Raw genomic sequence first — 15,772 nt, 5'->3', positions numbered from 1 at the left:
GGGGCCGCGGCGGTTTGCGCTCCACAGTCCAATAGTCCGCTACGCGAGTTCCTCGCCTGCGTCCGCACTCGGCTTCGGCGCGGCGGAGACGTCGTCGATGCGGTATTTCGCCGCCGCTTCGACCGCCTTCGCCTTGTCCAGCGTGCCGTCCTTGACCAGGCCTTCGAGCACCGCGACCACGATCGACTGCGCGTCGACGTTGAACACCCGGCGCGCGGCCGGGCGGGTGTCGGAGAAACCGAACCCGTCGGTGCCGAGGGTGATGTAGTCGCCCGGCACCCACTGGCGGATCTGATCGGAGACCGCGCGCATCCAGTCCGTCGCGGCAACGACCGGGCCCTGCGTCGGCGCGAGCGCCTGGGTGACGTAGGGAACGCCCGGATCGGTGTCGGGGTGCTTGAGCGCCTGGATCTCCTTGTCGAGGGCCTCCCTGCGCAGCTCGCCGAAGGAGGTCACCGACCACACGTCGGCCGACACACCCCACTCCTGCGCCAGGATCTCCTGGGCGCGCAGACCGTCGGGCACGGTCACGCCGGAGACGAGGATCTGCGCGCGGATGCTGCCCTCACCACCGCGCTGGTACAGGTACAGACCCTTCAGCAGGCCTTCGACGTCGAGGTCGTCGGGCTCGGCCGGCTGCTGGTAGGGCTCGTTGTACAGGGTGATGTAGTAGAAGATGTTCTCCCCGCCGAACGCGCCGTCCTCGGGCGGATTCGTGCCGGGCAGCGGGCTGTTCTCGGGGGTCACACCGCCGTACATCCGGCGCAGGCCGTCGCGCATGATGTGCGCGATCTCGAAGGAGAACGCCGGGTCGTAGGTCACCACGGCCGGGTTCGTCGAGGCCAGCAGCAGCGACTGCCCGTCGTTGTGCTGCAGGCCCTCGCCGGTGAGCGTGGTGCGGCCCGCGGTGGCGCCGAGGACGAAACCGCGCGCCAGCTGGTCGGCGGCGGCCCAGAAGCTGTCGCCGGTGCGCTGGAAGCCGAACATCGAATAGAAGATGTAGAGCGGGATCATCGGCTCGCCGTGGGTGGCGTAGGACGTGCCCGCCGCGGTGAAGGTCGCGGTGGAACCGGCCTCGTTGATGCCCTCGTGCATGATCTGGCCGACGGTGCTCTCCTTGTAGGCGAGCATCAGTTCCGCGTCGACCGAGGTGTAGAGCTGGCCGTTGCGGTTGTAGATCTTCAGCGTCGGGAACCACGAGTCCATGCCGAAGGTGCGGGCCTCGTCGGGGATGATCGGCACGATCCGCTTGCCGATCTCCTTGTCCCGCAACAACTCCTTGACCAGGCGAACCAGCGCCATCGTGGTGGCGACCTTCTGCTTGCCCGACCCCTTGCGCACCGAGCGGTAGGCCTCGTCACCTGGCAGCGTCAGCGGCTTGGCGGGCGAGCGGCGTTCCGGCACGAAACCGCCGAGCGACTGACGCCTGCTCAGCATGTACTGGATGGCCGGGTTGTCCATGCCGGGGTGGTAGTACGGCGGCAGGTACGGATCCTTCTCCAGCTCGGCATCGGTGATCGGGATGCGCTGCAGATCGCGGAAGTCCTTGAGGTCCTGCAGCGCCAGCTTCTTCATCTGGTGGGTGGCGTTGCGGCCCTCGAAGTGCTTGCCGAGGGTGTAGCCCTTGATCGTCTTGGCCAGGATCACCGTCGGCTGGCCCTTGTGCGCCATCGCCGCCGCGTAGGCCGCGTAGACCTTGCGGTAGTCGTGGCCGCCGCGCTTGAGGTTCCAGATCTCGCTGTCGGACATGTGCTGGACCAGCGCCTTGGTGCGCGGGTCGCGGCCGAAGAAGTGGTCGCGCACGTAGGCGCCGTCGTTGGCCTTGTAGGTCTGGTAGTCACCATCGGGGGTGGTGTTCATCAGGTTGACCAGCGCGCCGTCGCGGTCGGCGCCGAGCAGCGCGTCCCACTCGCGGCCCCAGACCACCTTGATGACGTTCCAGCCCGCGCCGCGGAAGAACGACTCCAGCTCCTGGATGATCTTGCCGTTGCCGCGCACCGGACCGTCGAGCCGCTGCAGGTTGCAGTTGATCACGAAGGTCAGGTTGTCGAGCGCCTCGTTGGCGGCCACCTGGATCAGGCCGCGCGATTCCGGCTCGTCCATCTCACCGTCGCCGAGGAACGCCCAGACGTGCTGGTCGGAGGTGTCCTTGATGCCACGATCGGTCAGGTAGTGGTTGAACCTGGCCTGGTAGATCGCGTTCATCGGGCCCAGGCCCATCGACACCGTCGGGAACTCCCAGAAGTCCGGCATCAACCGCGGGTGCGGATACGACGGCAGGCCGTGGCCGGGTCCGCCGTGGCTGTATTCCTGCCGGAACCCGTCGAGCCGGTCGGTGCTGAGGCGGCCTTCGAGGAAGGCGCGGGCGTAGATGCCGGGCGAGGCGTGGCCCTGGATGTAGATGTGATCGCCACCGCCGGGATGGTCCTTGCCGCGGAAGAAGTGGTTGAAACCCACCTCGTAGAGCGCGGCCGAGGACGCGTAGGTCGAGATGTGGCCACCAACGCCGATGCCGGGGCGCTGCGCGCGGTGCACCATGATCGCGGCGTTCCACCGGATCCAGGCGCGGTAGCGGCGCTCGACCTCCTCGTCACCGGGGAACCACGGCTCGTTCTCGGTGGGAATCGTGTTCACGTAGTCGGTGGAGGTGAGCGCCGGAATCGAGACGCGGCGTTCGCCCGCACGCTCGAGCAGCCGCAACATCAGGTAGCGGGCGCGGCCAGGGCCTTCGCGGTCGAGCATGTCGTCGAAGGATTCCAGCCATTCGCTGGTCTCCTCGGGGTCGATATCCGGAAGATACGACGCCACTCCCTCGCGGATCACCCGGACCCGCTCACCGGTCGGTCTGGTGGCGGACTCGGCGCCTGCGGCGGGTGCCGCCGCGGCGGGATCGTTCGCGGAATTCGCTGATACAGAGTGGATCAGGTCGGTCAAATCTGCTCCTCGTACTGGGGGCTGAACTGCTTGTTGGCGTCGCTATCCCCGGGCCTGCCCGCTTGGTGTGCGGGCCACCCGTCACACACGTTTCGGGCGCACCCCCATCCTTACCGAAAAGGTGCCGCAGGTCATCCCTCCCGGGCAGGTACTGGGCGGTATTTCCCTGGACCGCGAGGTGCCGGCGCATTCGCAGATCCACTAGGTTTGGCTGTGGGAACCACGCGAGCGAGAGGGATCGGACAACGATGAGGCTGCTGGACGCGCGCCGGCTCGGGCTGGCCTGTGCCGCTGTCGCCGTGACCGCAGGCACGGTCGTGGCCGGCTGCGCCGAGCAGGTGCCTGGCACGCCGACCAGCGATCCCGCCGAGGTCGCCGCGTACCAGACCGAGGCGGCCGCGTCCTCGTCGGCCGCCGCGTCGTCCAAGGCCGCCGCCGCGCAGGCCAGGGCGATCAGCGACAACTGCACCAAGTTCCCCACCACCACCGGCGCGGGCGTGACCGCCTTCAACGAGTTCGTCACCGCGCACGACAGCAACGCCCCCGACTACGCCGCCAAGCGCGAGGCCGCCGCCACGACGCTCGACAACGCGGCGCTCGAGGTCGAGACCGGCGTCACCACCGCGGCGGGCGCGCTACCCGCAGATCTCGCGGAGAAGTTCACCGCCTACGTCGTCGCCGCCCGCGAGCTGTCCGCCGAGACCAGGAAGATGACCTACAGCTCGCAGGTGACCAAGCTCAACGACGCCAGTCGCAAGATCAACCAGGCCCGCACCGCGGTCCACGACGCCTGCCCGAGCCGCTGAATTCGCCCCGCCGACACGCGGCATACGGTCCCAATTCATACGATCGGCTTGCGCTGCGGCCGATAACCATGTTCGCTTGCACCTATCTTATTGTCGGCAGTTTAGGGAGGACACCACCGTGGTCGCCGCGGCGGACGCGCAGAACTACGCTCAGAAGCTTGGCATTTCTCACGGCTTGGTCGTTCAGGAATTGGGCTGGGACGAGGACACCGACGACGCCTTGCGCGCCGAGATCGAGGAGGTCAGCGGCGGCGAGATGGTCGACGTAGACTCCGACGAGGTCGTGGACGCAGTGCTGTTGTGGTGGCGAGAAGGTGACGGCGACTTGGCCGACGAGCTGATGGATGCCATCGGCCCGCTGGCCGACGAAGGCTTCATCTGGGTCCTCACCCCCAAGACCGGTCAATCGGGCCATGTCGATCCGAGCGAGATCGCCGAAGCCGCGCCCACGGCCGGCCTGACCCAGACATCCACCATCAGCCTCGGCAGCTGGACGGGCTCGCGCCTTGTCCAGCCGAAGGCACCATCCAAACAGCGTTGAGTCCGCTGTTCGCTAAGGTCTCAGCCGGACGAGAACGCTCGGCTGAGACCCGACACGACGGAGGATTCGCCCTATGCCGCTAGAGGTTGGCACTCTCGCGCCGGACTTCACGCTCAAGGACCAGAACAACCAGCCCGTCACCCTGTCGGACTACCGCGGCAAGAAGAACGTGCTGCTGGTGTTCTATCCGCTCGCCTTCACCGGCATCTGCCAGGGCGAGCTGTGCAAGGTTCGTGACGAGTTGCCCAAGTTCCAGAACGACGACGCCGAGATCATCGCGATCTCCGTCGGTCCACCGCCCACCCACAAGATCTGGGCAGCAGAACAGGGCTACCTGTTCCCCCTGCTGTCCGACTTCTGGCCCCACGGCGCTGTCACCCAGGCCTACGACGTCTTCAACGAGAAGTCCGGTTACCCCAACCGCGGCACCTTCGTCGTCGACAAGTCCGGTCACATCACTTTCGCCGAGATGAACGGGCCAGGAGAGGCCCGTGACCAGGCGGCTTGGGAGAAAGCGCTCGCCGCGCTAGATTCATAAACCGTCACCGCCGGTTCCCACCGGCGGTGCCCGGGCGTATAGCTCAGCGGTAGAGCACTGGTTTTACACACCAGCGGTCCGCGGTTCGATCCCGCGTGCGCCCACATATGTCGACCGGACAGCGTTTGCTGTCCGGTCGACCGAGGACGGGGGATCATGCTCTCGCTCGATACGCTTACCGGCACTCCTTCGGAGTCGGCCAGCCCTGTGCTGCGCGCATACGTGTTTGCACTGGACCCGACGTCTGCCCAGCAGCACTTGCTCCAGTCACATTGCGGCGCACAGCGCTTCGCCTACAACTGGGGACTGGCACTGGTTCGAGCCGTCATCGCACAACGTGCGGCCGAGCGCTCCTACGGCGTAGCCGAGGCAGACCTGACCCCGCATGTGAACTGGTCAGCCTACGCCCTCCGCAAACGATGGAACGAATCCAAATCGGCAGCTGCGCCTTGGTGGCCGGAGAACTCGAAAGAGGCCTACGCGAGCGGGCTTGCCAACCTCGCCAACGCACTGAGCCGTTGGACACAAGCTCGGGCAAACAGCTCGAACCGGACCCGGTGGTTCCCCAAGTTCAAGTCCAAGCGAAGCCGAATGTCCTGCCGATTCTCGACCGGAGCGTTCGGCTTGTCCGCCACCGACCAACGGCACGTTCGGCTCCCCAGAATCGGCGCGGTCAGGACATTGGAGTCGACGCGGGCGCTGGAACGCCGTATCCGAGCTGGGGTCGCGCGAATCCGCTCGGCGACTGTCAGCTTCCGGAACGAGCGTTGGCAGGTCTCGTTCTCGGTCGAGATGTCCGAACCACGGCCGGTACCGCGCAAGGGCCGGATTCCGGTTGTCGGCGTCGACCTCGGAATCAGGCACTTGGCGATCCTCTCGGCACCCATCCCAGGTATCACCGACGAGAACGGATTCGTAGCGGCGCCACCGGATGTCGAGCGCGCGACGAAGAAGATCCGGCGTCTGCAACGCCGCGCTTCACGTCAACAGGGGCCCGACAGGCGGAACAACCGCGCTCCGTCACAGCGCTGGCTCAGAACCAGAGCCCAGATGGCGCGGGTCCACGCGCGTTCGACGAACGCGCGCAGAGACAAGCTCCACCAGCTGACCTCCCGACTGATCGACTCTTGCGAATCTGTTGTCATCGAGGACCTTCATGTCGCAGGACTGATCCAGAACCGGAGGCTGAGCCACAAGATCCAGCTTGCGGCGTGGGGAGAGTTACGCCGCCAACTCACCTATAAGGCGAGCTGGCGGCAAACCTCGTTGATCGTCGCTGACCGGTTCTACCCCAGCTCGAAGACATGCAGCGATTGCGGCACAGTGAAAACCAAACTGCGCCTTGATGATCGGGTCTTTCGATGCGAGCACTGCCATGCCGAGCTGGACCGCGATATCAATGCGGCCAGAAACCTGGCCGCGTTGATAGACCAGCAAGACAAACAGTCCGCGGCGAGTTGCGCCGGGACGTTAAACAAGCCCGATGGAAACCCGCGTAAGTCCGGCGTCACGTCGGCAATGGGTACTGCCACGGGAAGGCCCACGAGGTCAACGCCGCGTAGCAATGCGACGGCTGTCCGATGAGACAACGGTTCGATCCCCTCTGCGCCGCCGCTCACGGGAGCGCTTCGTCGGCAAGTGCTCGTGCCGCAGCGTCGGGCGCGTAGCTCGCCAGCGCGGCGACAAGGCACCGGATCCCCTCACGAGTGGATGCCGGCAACCTCGCGTGTCGGGCGACGTCGAGCTCGTTCGCGATCGTCAGTACCGCGAAGTCGTGCAGATCGGCCCCCTGGATCGCCCTCGACCTGCCGGTGAACCGGTCGATCACGGGCACCGATCGCTGCCCGAGGTTGCGGTAGGTCCGCTCGCGGTCGCACGCACCGTAGAGGTACACCAGCGCCTCGGCCTCGTGCCCGATGACGTCGTGAAGGCGCCGCCGGTCGGCAGTGGGCAGGAGGGCATGGGCGAACCCGTCGGTGCCGTATGTCGCGTGGCAGATCGCGGCCAGCTGTGTGCGTGGTGAGACGTTCCACTCGACCGTGAGCGCGTGCACCCGGCGAAGATGAGCGTGCAGGGTTCCACCTGGATGTTCGATCCGTTCGGTCCCGAGAGTGCGTTGCAGACCAAACGCGCGGTGCACGACCTCGTCGGCCGCCAGCCACGTGGTCGCGTGGGCCGACACGACACGCGCTAGTTCTGCCGGCGTCTCCCGGGCTACGAGATGGCCGACGTCCGGCAGGACAGTGATGGTGACGCGCCGGTTGGCCGCGCGGAACCGGTCGACATCGGCGTCGTCGATCGGCGACCGTCCGGCGCGCACCAGCAGGATCGGCAGTTCCAATGCCGCAGCCGTCGTATGCAACTCGGAGCCCGACGCGAGAATGTCCTCTACGAGATCGGCACGCTGGTCGCGCAAACCCCGATCACCGAGCCAGGAGCGCACCCGGTTCGGCTCGGGATCCGGAACGACATCCACGAGCACCAAACCCGCAACACGACGCGCCACAGTCGGTTCGGCGAGGGCAGCGATGGCGGCCAACCCGCCGACGGAGGCTCCTACCACGACAATCGGCATCGGCAAGCGCCGCACCATCTCGATCACGTCGTCGGCGAGCACCCGCAGGGTTGCCGCTTGACCGGTGCTCTCGCCGTGACCGCGCAGATCGAAGGCAACCGTCCGTAGCCCAGATGCGGCAATCCGCGCCGCGGCCGGTGCCCAGACGCCGCGATTCTCTCCGCCCGCGTGGAGCAACAGAACCGTCGGCCCCCTGCCGGTCACCGTTGCCCGCAAAGTGACGTCGCCCAGGGTGACAGTCATTTCGGCCCTCGTGCTGGTGTTCATAGACGCTCCTCCTGTGAACTTCGGTGCAGGACGCTGACTCCGGCTCGACTGGAGCACGCGCTGAAACGGACGGGACATGCTCCGAGCGCGCGACGATCTGAGATTTCGTCCCAGACGACGCTGTCGGACATTCCCGGTTCTCAGTGACTATGTCCCTGGTTCGGGTGCAGTGATTCGGCGGCAGTTCGATGTGCGGGTCGGCACCTGCCCCACGTTCTCTGTTCCGATCCGGACGAGTCAGAGAACGCGGGGCAGGTTGCCGCCCTGGGCCACAACCATCATCAGCGATACGCAACAACCGAGTCAATCCTCGGTTTCCCTTGGCCAACCCCAAGATTCAGCTTTCAGGCAGCCCCCTCTACAGGTAGGTCCTGCTCAGACAGGCAGGCGTAGACGAGCCGCTTCCGCTTGGCTGATATGGGTAGGTCGCACGGGTGCATTCATGTCATCCGATGGCGTCCTCCGACCCGGCAGTCCCCCTTCGGAGAAGGTGGCAGCGACGCATCTACGGCCGCGCACCGCTGCCTATTACATTGTGCGAGTGACCAACTCAGTGTCCAAGTCGGCTGCGGGGCAGGACCTCGAAGACGTCGCGGCGAATCCAGGGGACTCTTTCAGCCGTTCAATCGCGTTGGCGGTGGGCGCGCTGGGGATCATCGCGATCGGGGGCGCGTTCGTAGCCGGTTCGGTTTCGGGACTGTGGTGGAAGGCGTTGGGGGCGCCGGTCGGCGCGGTGACGGCGGCCTTCTACACCTTCCTGCTGGTTACTCCGATGGCGGTAGCTGTCGCCGTAGCGACGGTGCACCGTGGGCCATCGCGAACCAGGGGCACGTCGGCATGGATCGCTTGCGCTCTGATAACGCTTCTCACGGCGATGGTGCTGTGGTGCGTCACCGCGTCCGTCACACTGTTCCTTTCCCTGCGGACCGCCAGCTGGGCCGGTGGCGTATCAGTTGGGATCGCCGAGCACTACCTATGGCAAATGTTCGACCCCTCCACGATTGCGTGGTCGGCCGCACAGACGTTGGCGGTCGCGATGCTCGTGATGTTTGTTCCCGTCACTGTCGAACACCTACGTGAGCCCACCGAGCATGCGGTCACCCGGCGTCGTGTTCGCATCAGCGCAACCGCCGTGCTCGTCATATTCGGAGTCGTCTACACGCTGATTGCCGTATACCAAGCACGGGTCGTGCCGCTATACGTCGGCTTGAACTAGGTGCCCGTTGACAGTCTCGACAGGGCATCGCCGAATGATTCCAGCGCTTCGTCGTCGATGCCCGATATCAGACCTGCTACCCGGTTCCGGGCGAACGCGAGGGACCGCCGCAGGCGCTCCCCGCCGAATTCGTCGTTGCCCGTGTAAACGAACTCGATCTCATCGATACCGATGAAACCCAGAGCCGTGCGCAGGTACGGCTCTACGTGGTTCGCGCTCGCCAGCGGACCACCCAGCTCATACCCGGCGTCGCCGGTGCCGACGATGACGAAGGCGCGCTTGCCGGAGACGAGAGGCGTGTACGGTGCCGCGGCCTCGGGGTCGAAGGCGAAGGTGCGGCCGACCCGGACGATCTGGTCGATGTAGGCCTTCAGCATCGCCGGTACCCCGAAGTTGTACATCGGGACTCCGAGCACCAGCACGTCGGCGGCGAACAGCTCGTCCACCAGCTGGTCGCTGTAGGCCAGGGCCTCGCGCATCTGCGTGGTCCGCTCCCCTGGCGTGGTGAAGGCGGCGGCGATCCAGTCCTCGGTGAGGTGCGGAGGCGGTTCGTGGCCGAGGTCGCGGCGGATCACCGGGTCGCCGGGTCTGCCCTCGCTCCAGCGTTCGACAAACTCCTGGACCAGTATGCGGGTGTGTGAGCGCGACCGACGCGGGCTGGCATCGAGCTGCAGCAGCTGGACCATCTGATTCTCCTGTCAGGGCGGGGTGACTTTGCGGAACCGAGCCTGCCCGCCGGGGAACCTCCGCGTAAGAAGGCACATTTCTATTACCCGGTACCCTTTTTCATACCTTTGCCGGTGAGACGAGGATGTGGCATGGCGAAACGTAAGCAGGATCTCGATTTCGACTGCCCGGTCGAGGTCACCCTCGATGTGATCGGCGGCAAATGGAAGGGCATGATCGTCTTTCATCTGAGTGAGGGAACGGCGCGGTTCAACGAGATGCGCCGCGCCATGCCGCACGTGACCCAGCGAATGCTGACCGCGCAGCTGCGCGAACTCGAGCGCGACGGCGTCCTCACCCGCACCGTCTATCCGGAGGTCCCGCCCCGGGTCGAATACGCGCTGACCGAGTTCGGCCGCGGTCTCGTCCCGATCATCCTGCTGATGGAGACGTGGGGCGAGCGGTACCGGGAGCAGCTCCGTCAGGCCGGGTAGTCAGCCGGGGGTTGCCCCGGCTGAGCACTGGGTTCGAACCGCGTCCTGTGCGCGCGGGGTACCGGCGCCGCGCGGAATTCGGAATACTGTTCGTTACCCCCCAGACCGGGCGCTTCGACCCATCGGAGGACTGCCGTGGCCACAGCGATGACCGATCCGTCGACAATCTTGACCGCGCAGGGCACCGAAGGCGGTGGCGCCGCCCTCGATCAAGTCGCGGTGATGACCGGCGCGGCCGCGGTGGTCGGCGCGGTTCTGCTGGTGGTGGCCTACCTGCACCGGACGCGGCGCATCACCTGGCTGCGGCGCCTTGCCGATTTCAGCGGTCGCATCATGAACCGTCCCGGCTGGGTGGCGCTGCCGATCCTGATGTTTCTCGCGACCATCCTGACCGCGTTCCTCGGCTTCATCTGGGATGTGAGCCTGCATGTCGGCAAGGGCCGCGACGCCGGACCGCTGGCCAACCCGGCGCACTACTTCATTCTGGTCGGCCTGTTCTTCCTCTTCATGGCAGGCATGCTGGCGATCGTGCTGCCGCTCGACGAGAAGCCGGGCAGTGCCGCGGTGCGAATCACCCGCGACTGGTACGCCCCCGTCGGCGGCATCTTGATCGCGGGTGCCGGTTTGTACGCGCTGATCGGTTTCCCGCTCGACGACATCTGGCATCGGCTGTTCGGCCAGGATGTCACCCTCTGGGGGCCGACCCACCTGATGCTCATCGGCGGTGCCGGCCTGTCGCTGATCGGCGTGCTGCTGCTCGAACTCGAAGGCCGATACAACCGGCCCGATCCCGAACGCGTCGACGGGCGGGTCCTGTGGGCGGTCCGGGCATTCGCTTTCGGTGGTCTGGTGATCGGGCTGTCGGTGTTCCAGGTCGAGTTCGACTTCGGCGTCGAGCAGTTCCGGCTGGTGCTGCAACCGATGTTGATCGTCTTCGCCGCGACGATCGCCCTGATCTCGGCGCGGTTGACGCTCGGCCCGTTCAGCACGCTGCTGCTCGTCGCCTTCGCCTTCTGTGTGCGGTATGTCGTCGCGGTCCTCGTCGGGACCGGATTCGAGGCGCCGCGCAACGTGTTTCCGCTGTATCTCGGTGCCGCGATCGTGGTCGAACTGCTCGCCCTCGTTCCGCTGATTCGCCGCCCGCTCTGGTGGGGCGCGCTCACCGGGTTCGGTGTGGCGACGGTGGGTGTCTGGCTCGAATCACTGTGGATCGAGCGGATGTTCGTCAATCCCTGGGTCGCCGGGATGTGGCCGGAGCTGCTCGCGATGGCAGTGCCGGTCGGTGTGGCCGGCGGAGTGATCGGCGCGATGCTCGGCACCGTCTTGCGCGGCGAGGCATTGCCCAGACCCGCGGTGCGGCGTGGAATCGTGGTCGCCGCCGTCGTGATTGCCGCAGCGGCGACAACGAACGGCCTGATCATCCGGGTACCGGAGAGCGCGTCGGCGACCGTCACACTCACCGACGCCGCTCCCGAACAGGGCGGGCGGATGGTCACCGCCGACATCCGGCTCTCCCCCGAGGACCTGATCGGTTCCGATCCCGAATGGGTGGAGATCCTGTCCTGGCAGGGCGGCACCGGCGACGACAGCCCCGGCCACGGCCTCGTCGTCGACAGGCTGCGCCGCATCGCCGACGACCACTTCGTTTCCACCCGGCCAGTGCCCGTGCACGGCACCTGGAAAACGCTACTGCGCCTGCAGGATGGGCGTATGCAAGCCGCGCTGCCGATCTTCATGCCGCTCGATCCCGGCATCGGCGCCGCGGAGGTGCCCGCTCCCGAGAGCTTCACGCGGCCGTTCGTCGAGGAGATCACGGTCTTGCAGCGCGAGCGGTCCTTCGACCATCCGTCCTGGCTGATCGGTCTCGCGGGCCTGGTGGTGCTGGCCTGCAGCCTGGCTTTGATCGCGGCGATGTCGTGGGGCGCTGCCCGCATCAACGACCGCTATCTGGCGGCGGGCCGCGCACAGGGCCAGAAGTCAACGGTCCAAACATGATGCACCAGGATGACGTTCTCGCCGACCACTCTCTCCTGTTGGCGATTCCCGCCTTCCTGCCCGCGATCGCGCTGGCCGGTCTGGTGCTGTTCATCGCGATGCGTGACCGGCGCGCGGAGAAACGCGAGAACGCGGAAACTGAAACACAATCCGCGCAGACCGAGGAGCATCCGTGATCAGTCGTCTGCTCCGGTACGGGCTACTCACGGTCGCGGTGGGTTCGCTGCTCGTCGGCTGCGCATCCGGCGATCGGTCCGGGGCGAGGACCACCCCGACCGGCGAGCCCGCGAGCGCAGCCCGCACCATCGACATCCGGATCGCGAACGGCACTGTCTCCCCGGTCAATACGCGCACCGAAGCCGAGATCGGGGAACGTATCGTGTTGCGGGTCGACAGTGACACCACCGACGAACTACATGTCCACTCCGATCCCGCGCACACCTTTCCCGTGGCTGCGGCTCCAGGACAGGAGTTCGGCTTCACCGTGACGGTGCCGGGCCAGGTGGAGATCGAACTGCATCACGCTGGACGGACGGTGACGACGCTGCTGGTCCGGCAGTGAGTGTCCTCGCCCACGGTATCGGCGGTGCCGCCGACCTGCCGATACCGCTCACCTACGCGCTGGTCGGTGCGGCGTGGGCGCTGACCTTCTCGTTCGCGCTGCTGTTCTTCGCCTGGCGCCGGCCACGATTGGACCCCTGCTCGCCGGGATACTTACTGCCCGCGCCGGTCCGCCGGGTGATCGACGCGCGCGCGACGCGAGCGATCATCGCCGCGGTGAGCGTGGCGGTGACCGCCTGCGTGATCGTCATCGCGGTGTTCGGCTCCGCGGACCCGTCCCGGAATCCGGTGCCCGGAGTGCTGTATGTCGGCGTCTGGGTCGGGGTGATGGTGGGGTCCCTGCTGATCGGGCCGGTCTGGAAGGTCGTCTCCCCAGCCAGAGCGATTCATCGATGGGGGTGCCTGCTGCTGCGGCGCCCGCCGGAACTCGGGCTTCTCCGCTATCGCGAGGAATGGGGGTACCGCCCCGCGGCGCTCGGCCTGTTCTCCTTCGTCTGGCTGGAATTGGCTTGGCGCGCGCCAGGATCGGTGGGATCTGTGCTGACCTGGCTGCTCGGCTATCTGGTCGTGACCTCGATCGGGCTCGTACTGTTCGGCACCGTCTGGGCAGAACGGGCCGATCCGCTCGAGGTGTACAGCACGCTACTGGCGCACCTGAGCCCCTACGGACGCGACCGCGCCGGACGGGCGGTGTTGCGGATGCCACTGAACAATCTCGCGGGCACTCCGGCACTCGCCGGTTCCGTGGCCGTCGCGGCGACGCTGCTCGGATCCACCGCCTTCGACAGTTTCTCCACCTTCCCGCGGTGGCGCGAGCTGGTCGACAGTCTGGCGCCGGTCGTCGGCGCGGAGCTGGTGCGTACGGCCGGGCTGCTGGTCTTCATCGGGGTGGTCGGCGGGCTGTTCTCCGTCGCCGCGCGTGCCACCGGCGGTGTCTCCCCCGCCGACCGAGCCCTGTTGCCGCGACGGCTGGCGTTCAGCCTCACCCCGCTCGTCGCGGGTTACCTGATCGCCCACTACCTCACGTTTCTCGTCGAGAAGGGGCAGTCGACAGTGCTGCTGTTCGCGGACCCACTGGATCGCGGCTGGAACATCGCAGGCCTGGCCGACCGAGACGTCGCCTACGTGCTGTCGAGCCATCCAAGCCTGCTCGCCACCGCCACAGTGCTCGCCGTCCTGATCGGCCACATCCTCGCCGTCGCCGCCGCCCACGACCGCTGCCTCCAGCTTCTCCCGCCTCGTCACCGACTCACCGGCCAGCTGGCATTGATGCTGACAATGGTCGGCTTCACCTTCTCCGGGCTGTACCTTCTGTTCGGAGGCTAGCGGGAGGGGGAATTGCGGTGACCGAGGCATCACGCCTCTACAACCTGTTGGGCTTGGAGTTTTCGGCTCCAGTTCCCGAGACCGAGAATGCCGAGTACGGGGCGTTCGTGTCCCACGTCGGCGGCCGCTCTGTCAGGTTCCGGGTCGGCAGGGTGACACCGGCGAAAGTCGGGTTGTTCGTGGCCGTCTGGCACCGCGCAGGCGACGATTCGACGGAGCCGTTCGCGAGCGAGGACGCCGTCGACCTCTTGGTGATCACCGTTCGAGAACACCGCGACTCGGGGCAGTTCGTGTTCCCGAAGCGGGCGTTGGTCGAGCACGGCATCGTTTCGGTCGGCGGGCGGGGTGGGAAGCGTGGATTCCGCGTGTACCCACCGTGGTCCGCGACAGCGAACAAGCAGGCCATGCGGTCCCAAAGCTGGCAGTGCGACTACTTTCTCGACCTCGGGGAGGGACGCGAGGTCGACTTGGACCGGGCGCTCCGCCTGTACACAAGCTGAGGCAACCCTCGAACGGCGACTCACACCCTGCCTCGAATAGAGCTGCCCGAAGCGGGTCTTCCGCCTCCGCCGATTCGGTGATAGTTTGGCACCAGGGATGAAGTTACCGACCAGTAACATGATCGTTATTACTGGTCGACGACTTATCGGGACTGGGGGCTGCACAATGAACACTGCCACGATCACACTCGGGATCATCGGCATCACCATCACCCTGTTCTGCTGGGGAACGCTCTTCGCCGGGATCACCCGGATGATTCGCGTCTTCCGCGCGGGCCAGCCCGACCGGTCACGGCTCCGCCCGTTCCTGCCGCGAGCGAGGACCGTCGTCGTCGAGGTCGTCGCGCACACACGGATGAACAAGTTCCGGACCGTCGGCTGGGCGCACTGGCTGGTGATGGCCGGGTTCCTGCTCGGGATGGTCTTCTACTTCGAGTCCTACGGCCAGACCTTCGATCCCGAATTCGGCTGGCCGATCATCGGCGACACCTTCGGCTACCACCTGCTGGAGGAGGTCCTCAGCCTCGCCACCATCATCGGAATCGTGGTGCTGATCGCCATCCGGCAGCTGAACCACCCGCGGCGCCCGGAGCGACTGTCCCGATTCGGTGGGTCGAATTTCCTTGCCGCATATCTCATCGAGACGATCGTGCTCATCCACGGCCTCGGGGATGTTCTGGTCAAAGCGGGCAAGATCGCCACCTACGGCGGCGGGCACGTCTCGACCGACCTGTTCACCATGCAGGTCGCCCGAGTGCTACCGGCCAGCCCGCTGATGATCTCGGTCTTCGCGTTCGTCAAGATGCTCGCCGGCGCGGCGTTCCTGTATCTCATCGGCCGCAAACTCACCTGGGGCGTTGCGTGGCACCGGATTTCGGCCTTCTTCAATATCTACTTCAAGCGCGAGGACGACGGCGGAGTCGCGCTCGGGGCGGTCAAACCCATGATGTCCGGCGGCGCGGTCCTGCTGATGGAGGATGCCGACCCCGACACCGACACATTCGGCGTCGGCAAGGTCGAAGACTTCACCTGGAAGGGCTTGCTCGACTTCACCACCTGCACCGAGTGCGGTCGCTGCCAGAGCCAGTGCCCGGCGTGGAACACCGGAAAACCGTTGTCGCCCAAGCTGCTGATCATGTCGCTGCGCGACCACACGTATGCCAAAGCGCCCTATCTGCTGGCCGGTGGCGACAAGGACCAGCTGTCAGAAACGGACCGGGCGGAAGGCGAGCGTCCGCTGATCGGTGCCGAGGACGTGCACGGCGTCATCGACCCCGAAGTCCTGTGGAGCTGCACCACCTGTGGTGCCTGCGTCGAGCAGTGCCCGGTCGATATCGAGCACGTCGACCACAT

At 66.3% G+C, this 15,772-nt stretch carries 15 protein-coding genes and 1 tRNA gene; 13 read left to right on the top strand and 3 right to left on the bottom strand.

Annotated elements, in window-relative coordinates; genetic code table 11:
• Positions 1 to 39 precede the first annotated feature (39 nt).
• Entirely contained in the window at positions 40 to 2,823 is a 2,784-nt protein-coding gene (gene aceE, locus ACWF82_RS30635; protein ID WP_452506861.1) for a pyruvate dehydrogenase (acetyl-transferring), homodimeric type, read from the bottom strand.
• A gap of 359 nt (positions 2,824 to 3,182) precedes the next feature.
• Here aceE and ACWF82_RS30630 point away from each other — a divergent pair, with 359 nt between their 5' ends.
• The 5 genes from ACWF82_RS30630 (at position 3,183) to tnpB (ending at position 6,403) form a co-directional block, all read left to right on the top strand.
• On the top strand, positions 3,183 to 3,740 hold the full coding sequence (locus ACWF82_RS30630; protein ID WP_452506823.1) for a hypothetical protein: 558 nt from the start codon (positions 3,183 to 3,185) through the stop codon (positions 3,738 to 3,740).
• A gap of 118 nt (positions 3,741 to 3,858) precedes the next feature.
• Positions 3,859 to 4,281, top strand: coding sequence for a DUF3052 domain-containing protein (locus tag ACWF82_RS30625; protein WP_452506821.1), 423 nt, complete (start codon positions 3,859 to 3,861; stop codon positions 4,279 to 4,281).
• A 73-nt stretch (positions 4,282 to 4,354) separates the two neighbouring features.
• Entirely contained in the window at positions 4,355 to 4,819 is a 465-nt protein-coding gene (locus ACWF82_RS30620) for a peroxiredoxin (protein ID WP_452506819.1), read from the top strand.
• A 32-nt stretch (positions 4,820 to 4,851) separates the two neighbouring features.
• A tRNA-Val gene (locus ACWF82_RS30615) sits at positions 4,852 to 4,923 on the top strand.
• 52 nt (positions 4,924 to 4,975) lie between these two features.
• Positions 4,976 to 6,403, top strand: a complete 1,428-nt coding sequence (gene tnpB, locus ACWF82_RS30610; protein ID WP_452506817.1) for an IS607 family element RNA-guided endonuclease TnpB — start codon at positions 4,976 to 4,978, stop codon at positions 6,401 to 6,403.
• Between the two features lie 31 nt (positions 6,404 to 6,434).
• Here the strand turns inward: tnpB and ACWF82_RS30605 are convergent, their stop codons facing one another.
• A complete protein-coding gene (locus tag ACWF82_RS30605) occupies positions 6,435 to 7,661 on the bottom strand; it encodes an alpha/beta fold hydrolase (protein WP_452506815.1) in 1,227 nt (408 codons plus the stop codon).
• Positions 7,662 to 8,202: 541 nt separating this feature from the next.
• On the opposite strand from ACWF82_RS30605, the gene ACWF82_RS30600 reads away from it, so the two are divergent.
• Positions 8,203 to 8,877 carry a hypothetical protein gene (locus ACWF82_RS30600; protein WP_452506813.1) on the top strand — a complete coding sequence of 225 codons (675 nt, stop codon included), beginning with the start codon at positions 8,203 to 8,205 and terminating at the stop codon, positions 8,875 to 8,877.
• Here the strand turns inward: ACWF82_RS30600 and ACWF82_RS30595 are convergent.
• Positions 8,874 to 9,563 (bottom strand): FMN-dependent NADH-azoreductase, encoded by a 690-nt coding sequence (locus ACWF82_RS30595; protein ID WP_452506811.1) that lies wholly within the window; start codon positions 9,561 to 9,563, stop codon positions 8,874 to 8,876. The genes ACWF82_RS30600 and ACWF82_RS30595 overlap by 4 nt on opposite strands.
• Before the next feature lie 132 nt (positions 9,564 to 9,695).
• Between ACWF82_RS30595 and ACWF82_RS30590 the strand changes: the two genes are divergently transcribed.
• The 7 genes from ACWF82_RS30590 to ACWF82_RS30560 form a co-directional block, all read left to right on the top strand.
• Positions 9,696 to 10,037 carry a winged helix-turn-helix transcriptional regulator gene (locus ACWF82_RS30590; RefSeq protein WP_452506809.1) on the top strand — a complete coding sequence of 114 codons (342 nt, stop codon included), beginning with the start codon at positions 9,696 to 9,698 and terminating at the stop codon, positions 10,035 to 10,037.
• 147 nt (positions 10,038 to 10,184) lie between these two features.
• Positions 10,185 to 12,032 (top strand): hypothetical protein, encoded by a 1,848-nt coding sequence (locus ACWF82_RS30585; protein ID WP_452506859.1) that lies wholly within the window; start codon positions 10,185 to 10,187, stop codon positions 12,030 to 12,032.
• Positions 12,029 to 12,208, top strand: a complete 180-nt coding sequence (locus tag ACWF82_RS30580; RefSeq protein ID WP_452506871.1) for a hypothetical protein — start codon at positions 12,029 to 12,031, stop codon at positions 12,206 to 12,208. Before ACWF82_RS30585 ends, ACWF82_RS30580 begins: the two co-directional genes overlap by 4 nt.
• Positions 12,205 to 12,594 (top strand): hypothetical protein, encoded by a 390-nt coding sequence (locus ACWF82_RS30575; RefSeq protein WP_452506807.1) that lies wholly within the window; start codon positions 12,205 to 12,207, stop codon positions 12,592 to 12,594. Before ACWF82_RS30580 ends, ACWF82_RS30575 begins: the two co-directional genes overlap by 4 nt.
• The gene (locus ACWF82_RS30570) at positions 12,591 to 13,919 is read left to right on the top strand and encodes a hypothetical protein (protein ID WP_452506805.1); all 1,329 of its coding nucleotides are present in this window, start codon (positions 12,591 to 12,593) and stop codon (positions 13,917 to 13,919) included. Before ACWF82_RS30575 ends, ACWF82_RS30570 begins: the two co-directional genes overlap by 4 nt.
• Before the next feature lie 17 nt (positions 13,920 to 13,936).
• Positions 13,937 to 14,419, top strand: a complete 483-nt coding sequence (locus ACWF82_RS30565; RefSeq protein ID WP_452506804.1) for a MepB family protein — start codon at positions 13,937 to 13,939, stop codon at positions 14,417 to 14,419.
• A 166-nt stretch (positions 14,420 to 14,585) separates the two neighbouring features.
• Positions 14,586 to 15,772 (top strand): 4Fe-4S dicluster domain-containing protein (locus ACWF82_RS30560; RefSeq protein ID WP_452506858.1); only part of this gene is annotated, 1,187 nt, incomplete at its 3' end.

The sequence above is a fragment of the Nocardia sp. NPDC055053 genome (assembly GCF_053608285.1).
Note: the sequence above shows the minus strand (reverse complement) of the source record. Positions and strands in the feature narration are given on the sequence as shown.